The sequence below is a fragment of the Streptomyces sp. NL15-2K genome (genome assembly GCF_030551255.1).
In the GTDB taxonomy this organism is placed as follows: Bacteria; Actinomycetota; Actinomycetes; order Streptomycetales; family Streptomycetaceae; genus Streptomyces.
In genome coordinates, this window is record NZ_CP130630.1 from 3,936,766 (window position 1) to 3,947,910 (window position 11,145).

Annotated in this window: 8 protein-coding genes; 7 read left to right on the forward strand and 1 reads right to left on the reverse strand. The window is 72.4% G+C overall.

The window, feature by feature from the left end; translation table 11 throughout:
* The first annotated feature begins 19 nt into the window (after positions 1 to 19).
* The 6 genes from Q4V64_RS17350 to Q4V64_RS55035 all read left to right on the forward strand — a co-directional run bounded on the left by Q4V64_RS17350 (position 20) and on the right by Q4V64_RS55035 (position 9,540).
* Entirely contained in the window at positions 20 to 1,066 is a 1,047-nt protein-coding gene (locus Q4V64_RS17350) for a glutamate ABC transporter substrate-binding protein (protein ID WP_124442216.1), read from the forward strand.
* Positions 1,067 to 1,232: 166 nt separating this feature from the next.
* Positions 1,233 to 2,564: a hypothetical protein gene (locus Q4V64_RS17355; RefSeq protein ID WP_124442215.1), complete on the forward strand. Its 1,332-nt coding sequence runs from the start codon at positions 1,233 to 1,235 to the stop codon at positions 2,562 to 2,564.
* A 25-nt stretch (positions 2,565 to 2,589) separates the two neighbouring features.
* Complete coding sequence (locus tag Q4V64_RS17365; protein WP_124442214.1) at positions 2,590 to 5,106, forward strand: serine/threonine-protein kinase; 2,517 nt, start codon at positions 2,590 to 2,592, stop codon at positions 5,104 to 5,106.
* Positions 5,107 to 6,474 (forward strand): PP2C family serine/threonine-protein phosphatase, encoded by a 1,368-nt coding sequence (locus tag Q4V64_RS17370; RefSeq protein ID WP_253267164.1) that lies wholly within the window; start codon positions 5,107 to 5,109, stop codon positions 6,472 to 6,474.
* Between the two features lie 154 nt (positions 6,475 to 6,628).
* Complete coding sequence (locus Q4V64_RS17375; RefSeq protein WP_124442212.1) at positions 6,629 to 7,975, forward strand: VWA domain-containing protein; 1,347 nt, start codon at positions 6,629 to 6,631, stop codon at positions 7,973 to 7,975.
* Between the two features lie 113 nt (positions 7,976 to 8,088).
* Positions 8,089 to 9,540: an FHA domain-containing protein gene (locus Q4V64_RS55035; protein WP_124442211.1), complete on the forward strand. Its 1,452-nt coding sequence runs from the start codon at positions 8,089 to 8,091 to the stop codon at positions 9,538 to 9,540.
* A gap of 17 nt (positions 9,541 to 9,557) precedes the next feature.
* Here Q4V64_RS55035 and Q4V64_RS17390 read toward each other — a convergent pair whose 3' ends face one another.
* A complete protein-coding gene (locus tag Q4V64_RS17390) occupies positions 9,558 to 10,529 on the reverse strand; it encodes a methyltransferase domain-containing protein (protein ID WP_124442250.1) in 972 nt (323 codons plus the stop codon).
* Positions 10,530 to 10,683: 154 nt separating this feature from the next.
* On the opposite strand from Q4V64_RS17390, the gene Q4V64_RS17395 reads away from it, so the two are divergent.
* Positions 10,684 to 11,097, forward strand: coding sequence for a globin (locus Q4V64_RS17395; protein WP_095756084.1), 414 nt, complete (start codon positions 10,684 to 10,686; stop codon positions 11,095 to 11,097).
* Positions 11,098 to 11,145 lie beyond the last annotated feature (48 nt).

Genomic DNA, 11,145 nt, shown 5'->3' on the forward strand with positions numbered 1-11,145 from the left:
GATGAAAGGGGGCGTGACGATGCGGGGACGACGTTTGCGGGCCGTCCTGAGGGGCTGGGGCGGTGTGGGTGCGATGGCGGTCGTGTGCGCCCTGGCGGTGGTCTTCGCGCTGCTGCTGCCGCTGATCCAGCCTGAAACCGACAGCGGAGGCACGGCCACCGGCGGCGGAGGCGTCACGCACGGCATCCAGGCGCGGGCCGACGCGGAGTGCGAGGCCCCGGAGAAGCAGACCCTGTCCCCGTCGGGCGCGGACGGCGCCACGATCGACGCGATCAGGAGCCGCCAGGGCGGGAAGCGCAAGCTGATCGTCGGCGTCGACCAGAACAGCTTCCGCTGGGGCTACCGCGACCCGAACAGCGGCGCCGGCGCCGACCTGGAGGGCTTCGACATCGACCTGGTCCACCGGATCGCCGAGGACATACTCGGCGACCCGGACGCGGTCCAGTTCAAGGCCATCCCCACCGACCAGCGCATCCCGGCGATCAAGGACGGCCGCGTCGACATGGTCGTCCGGACGATGACGATCAACTGTGAGCGGCTGGGCGAAGTGGCGTTCTCCGCGCCCTACTTCAAGACCGGCCAGCAGCTCCTGGTGCCCAAGTCCTCGACGATCACCGGGTACGACGGCTCGCTCGCGGACCAGAGGATCTGCACCGCCAAGGGCTCCACGGCGAACACCAAGCTGGCCGGCGACCAGAAGGCGGGCGAGCTCGTCTCCTCCGCCGACATCGCGACGACGGTCCCCAACCAACTCGACTGCCTGGTAAGGCTCCAGCTCGGGGAGGTCGACGCCGTGGTCACCGACGGCGCGCTCGCCGCGAGCCAGGCCGCGCAGGACCCGACGGTCGAACTGAGGGGCTCCCCCTTCACCACCGAGTACTACGGCGTGGCGATGAAGAAGGACGCCGACGATCTGGTACGCCGGGTCAACCAGATCCTGGTGGAGTACCGGCAGGACACCGTCGGCGGCTGGCAGGCGTCGTACGACAAGTGGCTGTCGGCGACACTGGGCAAGAACTCCGCGAAAGCGCAACCGCCGTCACCGCAGTACCTGCGCAAGAGCTGACGGAACAGCACCACATATCAACAACGCACCGCAGATCGACGACACACCGCAGATCAACAACACACCGCAGATCAGCAACGCGCCGCATATCCACAGCGCACCAAGGACAGAGAACCCGACGTAACACAACGCACCCGCCGGAACACAACGCAGCGAGAGGTGATCGATGGGCGTCACGGACCCCGCCGGGCCGGTGATGGACCGGGACGAGGTGGACCGTGCGCTGGCGCGGCTCGGCGCGGAGCACGAGGCGATCGAGACCTCGCTCCTCGCCCTTCAGGACCACGCGGGCCGCAGACTCCTCGAAGGCGCCGAGCTCACGGGCACGACCAAGGAGCGCTGGCAGGCCACGGAGGCGTCGATCACCTTGCTGTGGGCGTACTTCGACGCGTACAGCGACGCGTTGCGCTCCGCGCGGGAGATCCGCGCCCGCCGCCGCTGGTCCAGCCGTGACGACCTGGTGGAGCTGACCGAGCTGCTGCGCGGCGAGTCCGTCACGGTGGCGGGCTCTGCCACCGCGACCGCCAACGCACCGACGCTGCACGGCGGTTCGAGCAAGCTCAGCGAACAGTTCTCCCTGGTCACGCTGGTGGACCGGATGAACGAGCTGTACGCGACCTCGCTGGACATGGTGGTCGCCGCCGACGCCGTGTGGTCGGCGCTGCCCGCCCGGATCGATCTCCTGGCCGCGGAGCTCCAGCGCACGCGCCGCCTCGCGCACTCCGTCGGCGTGCGGCCCGGCGAGCACCCCGCGGGCGACGACCTGGAGCGCATCACGCGCACCCTGACGTCCCTGCGTGAGCAGGTGGTCTCCGACCCGCTCGCGTTCTGGAAGCCCGCCGAGGGCAGCACGGCGCCGGGCGGGGGCAGGCCGGACACCACGGTGTACGACCGTGAGGCGCGCGCCCTGGAGGACGTGCGCCGGGAGATCGACGCCGTCCTGACCGTCCGGCAGGACGCGGAGGCACGGCTGGTCAAGCTGCGGGACGTGCTCTCCCGCGCGGACCGCACGCTCGCCGAGGCGCGCACCGCGCGCGGCGAGGTCCTGGCGAAGATCGCCGCCACGGAGGTGCCGGCGGTCAGCGGCCCGCCGACCGTGCTGCAGGAGCAGCTGGCGACGGCCGCCGAGTACCGCAGACACGCCCAGTGGCACCGCCTGTCGCCGCTCCTGGAGTCGCTGGAGCAGAAGGCCGAGGACGAACTGCTGCGCGCCCGCGAGTCGTTGACCGCGGTCACCGCGCCTCTGGCGGTCCGCGCGGAGTTGCGCGGCCGGCTCGACGCGTACAAGGCGAAGGTCGCCCGGCACGGGCTCGCCGAGGACCCGTTCCTCATCGAGCGGTACGACGCGGCGCGGCGGATGCTGTGGAGCGCGCCCTGCGATCTGCGCGTCGCCGAACAGGCCGTGCTGCGCTACCAGCAGGCGGCCGCCGAACTGCTCGCCACTCCGCGCGTGCCCGGCCAGGGCGGGCCCGAGGACCGTAGGGGGCCCGGAGCGTGAGCGACAAAGGGGGTAGGCCGTCGTCATGAATCAGGCACAACAGACCTGCCAGCGGCCCGAATGCGAGGGGTCGTACGAGGACGTGGGCGGCGGTGAGCTGTACTGCGACACCTGTGGTCTCGCCCCGGTCGTCTCGTCGACCGGCATGGTCGGCTCACCGCCCACCGGGATCACCGGCGGCGGCAAGGGCTCCCGGGGTTCGTCGGGGAGCGGGAGTTCCCGCTCCAGCAGCCGCAGTTCGCGTACGTCGTCGCAGTCGTCGAAGTCGCGGCGCTCGGTGTCGGGACGGCTCTCGCGCGCGGTGTCGGGCAAGTCCACGGGCCGCTCGGTGTCGGTGCGCAGCTCCGGTTCCGGCGCCGGGTCCTCGTCCCGCGGGCGGCTGGGGGCGGGCCTGGTCGACGTGCCGGGCGTGCCGCGGCCCGACCCGCGTGAGATGGTCCTGGACAATCCGGAGGTACCCGAGCGGAAGCGGTTCTGCTCGCGCTCCGACTGCGGGGCGCCGGTCGGGCGGGCGCGCGGGGAGCTGCCGGGGCGTACGGAGGGCTTCTGCACGAAGTGCGGGCACCCGTACTCCTTCGTCCCGAAGCTGAAGACCGGCGACGTGGTGCACGGCCAGTACGAGGTCGTGGGCTGTCTGGCGCACGGCGGCCTCGGCTGGATCTACCTCGCCGTGGACCGCGCGGTCTCCGACCGCTGGGTCGTCCTCAAGGGCCTGCTGGACACCGGCGACCAGGACGCGATGGCGGCGGCGATCTCCGAGCGGCGTTTCCTCGCGGAGATCGAGCACTCCAACATCGTGCGGATCTACAACTTCGTCGAGCATCTCGACCAGCGCACCGGCTCGCTGGACGGGTACATCGTCATGGAGTACGTCGGCGGCAAGTCCCTGAAGGAGATCGCGAACGCACGCCGTACGCCGGACGGCAGGCGCGACCCGCTGCCGGTGGAGCAGGCGTGCGCGTACGGCATCGAGGCCCTGGAGGCGCTCGGCCATCTGCACAGCCGCAACCTGCTGTACTGCGACTTCAAGGTCGACAACGCCATCCAGTCGGAGGACCAGCTCAAACTGATCGACATGGGCGCGGTGCGCAGGATGGACGACGAGGAGTCGGCCATCTACGGCACGGTCGGCTACCAGGCGCCGGAGGTCGCGGAGGTCGGCCCGTCGGTGGCGAGCGACCTGTACACGGTGGGCCGCACGCTCGCGGTGCTGACCTTCGACTTCCAGGGCTATACGAACGTGTTCGTGGACTCCCTGCCCGACCCGGACAACATCGAGGTCTTCCGCCAGTACGAGTCCTTCTACCGGCTGCTGGTGCGCGCCACCGACCCGGATCCGGCCCGCCGGTTCGCCTCCGCGCAGGAGATGGCGGAGCAGCTGACGGGCGTCCTGCGGGAGGTCGTCTCCGTGCAGACGGGCCGGGCCCGGCCGGCCCTGTCGACGCTGTTCGGACCGGAAGTGAAAGTCACCGACACGGAGTTGTTCCCGAAGCCGGCCGGGGAGGTGTCGCGGTTGGGGGCGCGGGTCGTGCCCGCGCGCGGACGCGCTTCCGAGCCTGCCGAGCGCCCGGCGATCACAGCGGGCGGTACGGCGAGCCTGGTCAAGCCCGTCAACGCCGCCGGCGCCGCCCTCGCGCTGCCGGTCCCGCATGTCGACCCCGGCGACCCGAACGCCGGTTTCCTGGCCGGCCTGATGACGACCGCGCCGGCCGAGCTGCTCGGCGCCCTCGCGGCGGCGCCGGCCCCGTCGACCGAGACGCGGCTGCGGCAGATCCGCGCCTGGCTGGAGAACGGCGACACGCACACCGCGCACGAGGCACTGCTCCGGCTGGAGGAGGAACGCCCCGACGACTGGCGGGTCGTCTGGTACCGGGGCGCGGCCGCGCTGGTGACCGGCGACCACGAGGGCGCCGCGCTCGCCTTCGACGCGATCTACGACGCCTTCCCCGGCGAGATCGCGCCCAAGCTCGCCCTCGGCGTGTGCGCGGAGGTGCTCGGCCAGCTGGACAACGCCGCCGAGTACTACCGCCTGGTGTGGTCGACGGACCCGAGCTATGTGAGCTCCGCCTTCGGCCTGGCCCGCGTCCAGCTGGCCACCGGCGACCGGCGGGGCGCCGTACGGACGCTGGAGTCGGTCCCGGAGTCCTCCATCCACTACACGGCCGCGCGCGTGGCGGCCGTGCGGGCGCGGCTGCGGCAACGCACGGCGGCCGCATCCGACGTACCCTTCCTGGACGATCTGACCGCGGCCGCCGGTCAGGTCGAGGCCCTGGATGCGTACGGTCTGGATCCCGCCCGGCGTGAGCAGTTGTCGGTGGAAGTCCTCGGCTGCGCGCTGGACTGGATACTCTCCGGTGGCCAGGGTTCCGTCCCGCCCTCCGCCGGAGGGCGGGTGCTGCTCGGCAGCGGCCTGGACGAGCGGGGCCTGCGCTTCGGCCTGGAGCGTTCGTACCGCACGCTGGCCCGGCTCGCCCGGGGCGGCGAGGAGAGGATCGACCTGGTGGAACGTGCCAACCGTTACCGCCCCCGGACATGGGTGTAGTTGATGTCGCAGATGCCCCAGCAGACCGCCCTGTCGAGGTGTCCGAGCTGCGAGGAGCCGCTCGAGTCGGGTGACCGTTTCTGCGGTGCGTGCGGATACGACCTGTCCGCCGTGCCCGCACGGCCTTCGGACCACCCGACCGTCGCCCTGAACGGCACGACCCTGCCGGAGGGCACCCCCGGCATGACCTGGCCCGTCGCGCCCGAGCCCGGTGGCTCCGGCCACCCGGCCGGAACGCATCTGCCGACGGACCTCCAGGGCACCGACTCGGGCGGCCGCGAACTGCAGGCCGTGCCCGAGGTGCCCCCCTTCACGGGCGGGCCGGTGTCCCCGGCCTCGGGCGTGCGGTTCGACCACCCGTCGGAGCCCGACGAGTACGTGCTGCAGGCGCCCGACCCACGCGTGGCCGACACCGCCTTTTCCGATGTCCCGATCCCGGCCGCTGCCGAGGGCACCAAGGTGTGCGTGGCGTGCCGGGCGGGCCGGGTCGACAGGGACGGCTACTGCGAGAACTGCGGGCACGCCCAGCCGCGCGAGCGCGACCACATGGAGCAGGACGCCGGCCCGGTCGCCGCCGTCAGCGACCGGGGCCTGCGCCACCACCGCAATGAGGACGCGTTCGGCCTCGGCTGCGCCGCGCTGCCGGACGGCTCGTCCGCGGTCCTGGCGATCGTCTGCGACGGCGTGTCCTCCGCGACCCGCCCGGACGACGCGTCGCTGGCCGCGTCCCGGGCGGCGAGCGAGGCGCTGCTGGCGGCCCTGCCGCTCGGCACGCACCCGCAGCAGGCGATGCACGACGCGATCGTCGCCGCTTCCCGCGCGGTCAACTCCCTGGCCGCCGAGCCCGCCACGGCCCTGGAGCAGCTCCCCCACCAGAACGCCCCCGCCTGCACGCTCGTCGGCGCGGTGGTGACCTCCGGTCTGCTGGTCGTCGGCTGGGTCGGCGACAGCCGCGCCTACTGGGTGCCGGTGGACCGCAGCGCTCCCCCGGCCCGGCTCACCGAGGACGACTCGTGGGCCGCGCAGATGGTCGCGGCGGGCCTGATGAGCGAGGCGGAGGCGTACGCGGACGAGCGCGCCCACGCGATCACCGGCTGGCTCGGCGCGGACGCCTACGAACTGGAGCCGCACACCGCTTCCTTCAAGCCGGACCGGCCGGGTGTGGTGGTGGTGTGCACCGACGGCCTGTGGAACTACGCGGAGGGGGCCGGGGAGATGGCCGAGGTCGTGCCGCTGGACGCCGCCGTGCGGCCCCTGCACAGCGCCCGTGTCCTGGTCGGCCACGCGCTCGACGGCGGGGGCCACGACAACGTAACAGTGGCCGTCCTGCCGTTCCCCGCGCCGCCGCAAGGGGCAGGATCGGTCTGAGGCATACGCCGCATACGGCTGCGTACGGCCGCACATCGGCCGGCTACGGCCGCGTACTGCCACGAACGGGGAAGTCGGGCGGACCGGAGGGGACCGGTCCGCCCACAGTCATCGCCTCGCCTCGGCGGGGTCTTCGAGGGGGATTTGAGTAGGCATGGCCAATTTCTCTAAGTCGAACGTGCCGCAGTTCTCGGTGGACGTGTACCAGAACGAGTACCTGCCCGAGGGCGGGCGCGAGGTCAACTCGATCGTCACGGTGACCGCCACCGGCGGCGGCACGGTCGGCAGCGCGGTCGCGGCACCCCACCTCTACTCGCCGGGGCAGGGACCGTCCGCGGCCGTGGCGATCATGGTCGACTGCTCGGGGTCGATGGACTACCCGCCGACCAAGATGCGCAACGCCCGGGACGCGACGTCCGCCGCCATCGACACCCTGCGCGACGGCGTGCACTTCGCGGTGATCGGCGGCACGCACCTCGCCAAGGAGGTCTATCCGGGCGGCGGCCGTCTCGCCGTCGCCGGCGCCACCACCCGCGACCAGGCCAAGCATGCCCTGCGCAAGCTCAGCGCGGGCGGCGGTACGGCCATCGGCACCTGGCTCAAGCTGGCCGACCGGCTGCTGTCCTCGGCGGACGTCGCCATCCGGCACGGCATCCTGCTCACCGACGGCCGCAACGAACACGAGTCGGCCGAGGACCTGAAGGCGTCCCTGGACGCCTGCGCCGGCCGCTTCACGTGTGACGCGCGTGGCGTGGGCACCGACTGGGAAGTGAAAGAAGTCACAGGGATCGCCTCCGCGCTGCTCGGCACCGCCGACATCGTCGCCGATCCGGCGGGCCTGGCCGCCGACTTCACGCGGATGATGGAGACGGCCATGGGCAAGGAGGTCGCGGACGTCGCCCTCAGGCTGTGGACGCCGGTGGGCACGACTGTGAAATTCGTCAAGCAGGTCGCCCCTACCGTCGAGGAGTTGACCGACCGCCGCACCGAGGCCGGCCCGCGCGCCGGGGACTACCCCACCGGCTCCTGGGGAGACGAGTCCCGTGACTACCACGTGTGCGTCGAGGTCCCGGCCGCGAACGTCGGCCAGGAGATGCTGGCGGCCCGGGTCTCCCTGGTCGTCCCGCAGTCCGACGGCACCGCCCAACCCCTGGGCGCCCAGGGTCTCGTACGGGCCGTGTGGACCGACGACATGGTCGCGTCCACGTCGATCAACCCTCAAGTCGCCCACTACACCGGGCAGGCCGAACTGGCCCAAGCCATCCAGCAAGGGCTCGATCTGCGCAAAGCCGGAGATATGGACGGAGCAACGGCCAAACTGGGCCGGGCCGTTCAGCTCGCGAGCGCCTCGGGAAACGCGGATACTGCGAAACTGCTTGCGAAGGTGGTGGACGTGGTCGATGCCGCGACAGGTACTGTGCGACTGAAGGCGAAGGTCGAGGAGGCCGATGAGATGACTCTCGAGACACGGTCGACAAAGACTGTTCGTGTAAAGAAGTAGACGTAGCAGGACCCTGGAACCCCAGAGAAACCCTGGAAAGCAGCGAGCCTGACCCCTCGGGGTTGGAGAAATCCGGTCGAACCGGCCGGAAAAGGAGAGGGGGAAGCGCCGACATGCCGACCTGCCCGAACGGACACCAGTCGGGTTCCGACGACTGGTGCGAGGTGTGCGGTCACCGCATGGCCGGAACCGTGCCTCCGCCCCCTCCGCCGCCGCCTCCGGGCGGGGGTTACGGCTTCCCGCCGCCCGGCGGTCCCGGTCCCGGCGGCCCCGGTGGCCCTGGTGGTCAGCCCGGTGGCCGTCCGCCGCACATGAACCCCGAGCCCGAGCTCTGCCCGCAGTGCCGTACGCCCCGTGAGGGCGGCGCGCCGTTCTGCGAGGAGTGCCGGTGGAACTTCCTGACCAACACGGCCACGTCCTACACGCCGGCCGCGCCGCCCCAGCCGGGGCCCGGCCCCAGCCCGGACGTGCGCTTCCAGCAGCAGCCGCCCGGGCCGTCGTACGGCGGCGGTGACTCGTACGAGTACCAGGGTTCCCGCCCCTCGCAGATGAACCGGCCCGCCGAGCCGATCCCGCCGGGCCCGCCGTTCGGCGGCCCGCAGGGGCCTGGTGGTCCCGGTGGACCTGGCGGTCCCGGCTATGGGCCTGGCGGTCAGGGTGGTCCGGGTGGGCCCGGGCCCGGTCCGGGTGGTCCCGGGCCCGGTCCGGGTGGTCCGGGTGGTCCCGGGCCCTACGGCGGCGATCCGTCGCGGCCGGTTCCGCCGCCGCCCGGTCCCGGTGGGCCTGGTGGCCCCGGAGGCCACGGTGGGCCAGGTGGTCCCGGAGGTCACGGTGGTCCTGGTGGTCCCGGTGGCCATGGAGGTCCGCCCCAGGCTCCTCAGGCGTTCCAGCAGCCCGGTCCCGGCGGCCCGCCCGGACCGGGGGCCCCGCCTTGGGCCCCGCCGGAGCCCAACCGGCCGCAGCAGGGCGGTCCGTCCTTCGGCGGCGGTGGCGACGACTGGGTGATCTCCCCGCCGGGCGGCCCCGGCCCGAACGGTCCCGGCGGCCCGGGTGGCCCAGGCGGTCCCGGCGGTCCCGGCCAGGGCGGTGGCTACGGCTACCCGCAGCCCGGCTCGACGCAGGCCCCGCCCGCGCCCGGCCCCGGCTACCCGCAGCAGCCGTCGACCTGGACGGCGACCATCGGCCCGGACCGCGACTACTTCATGGCGATGATGCAGCGCTCCGGCCCGGAGGCCGCGGGTCTGAACCTGCCCGCGTACTCGCCCGAGCAGCAGCGCACGCTCAGCGGCAACCAGGTCACCATCGGCCGCCGCCGCCACTCCACCGGTGACACCCCCGACATCGATCTGTCGGTGCCGCCGGAGGACCCGGGCGTCTCGCACCAGCACGCGGTGCTCGTGCAGCAGCCGGACGGTACCTGGGCGGTCGTCGACCAGAACTCAACCAACGGCACGACCGTCAACGGCGGGGAGGAGCCGATCCAGCCCTTCGTGCCGGTGCCGTTGCAGGACGGCGACCGGGTGCACGTCGGCGCCTGGACGACGATCACGATTCGCAGGGGCTGACCCCCGGCGGGGCGGATTCAGGTGAGGGGCCAGGCGTACGGCCCCTCCGGATCGTCCAGCCACGCCCACTCGTGGGCGCCGCTGACCGTGATGCCGTACCGCTCGCGCTGCGGCTGCCCCTCGCGCTCCCACAGCGTGTACGCCTCCTGCGGATCGAGGCTGCCGCGGGTCAGGGACAGCAGGAACCGGAAGAGTTCGTGCTCCCTGGCCCGGCGCGGCACCCCGCCCAGCGGGGCCCGTTCCGGCTCGGGCGGGACGTCGCCGCGCAGTGGGACGAAGTAGGCGGGCGTGTGCAGGAAGCGCCCCTCGGCATGCTCGATGTCCCGCACGGTGAGGGCGACCAGGCCCGTGGCGAGCGGGGTCAGGATCCGGGCGCCGGGGCGGCACTGGGCCGGCCAGGCGTGCGGGATCGACGACAGGGTGCAGGTCGCGATGATCCGGTCGAAGGGGGCGCGCTCGGGCACTCCGCGCGCTCCGTCGCCGGTGACGACGACGGGGTGGTAGCCGGCGGCGGCCAAGTGCTGCCGCGCCGCCTCGGTGATCTCCGGTTCCAGGTCGACGGTGGTGACCAGGTCGTCGTCGCCGAGCCGATGGGCCAGAAGGGCCGCGTTGTACCCCGTGCCCGCGCCGATCTCCAGGACTCTGTTCCCGTCCTCCACCCGCAGCTCGGCCAGCATCATCGCCATCAGCGAGGGCTGGCTGCTGGAGGAGACCAGTTCGCCGTCGCGCAGCCGCGTGGCCAACGGCACGTCGGCGTACGCGCCGCGCACCCAGCGCTCGCGGGCGTCCGGGTCGGGGTTCTCGCACCAGCGGCGCTCGTAGCCGCCCGCGACACCGACGTAGTAGTAGGGCACGAAGAGGTGGCGCGGGACCGCCGCGAAGACCTCCCGCCACACCGGGTCGGAGGCCCAGGCCCCGCTCGCGTCGATCTCCCGCACCAGCGACGCCCGCGCCGATGCGGCGAGGTCGGCGAGGCCCTCGTCGTCCATGTCGTCCTTATCGTGACCGTGCTTGCCATGCTTATTGAGTGCGTGCGCGCTCATGTCTCCACTGTCCTGCGCGACGCGGCGCGAGGCGAGCGCCGCGGCCGGCCGATACGGGGTGGTCCTAAGCCTTGAGTCCTCGGTCACCCCGTCTGAGACCATGGGTGACGTGAAAGAGATTCGGCGCGGCACGCTTCAGGAGCAGACCTTCTACGAGCAGGTCGGCGGGGAGGAGACCTTCCGTCGCCTGGTCCACCGTTTCTACGAGGGAGTCGCCGAGGACCCGGTCCTGCGGCCCATGTACCCCGAGGAGGACCTGGGCCCGGCCGAGGAGCGCCTCACGCTCTTCCTGATCCAGTACTGGGGCGGCCCGACGACGTACAGCGACAACCGCGGCCACCCGCGCCTGCGCATGCGCCACGCCCCCTTCACCGTGAACCGCGAGGCGCACGACGCCTGGCTGAAGCACATGCGGGACGCCGTCGACTCCCTCGGCCTGTCCGAGGAGCACGAGCACACACTGTGGAGCTACCTGACGTACGCGGCGGCCTCGATGGTGAACACCCCCGACTGATCCCGGTCACAATCCGGTCAAGTACGGTCCACAAGCGCTTACCCGGGG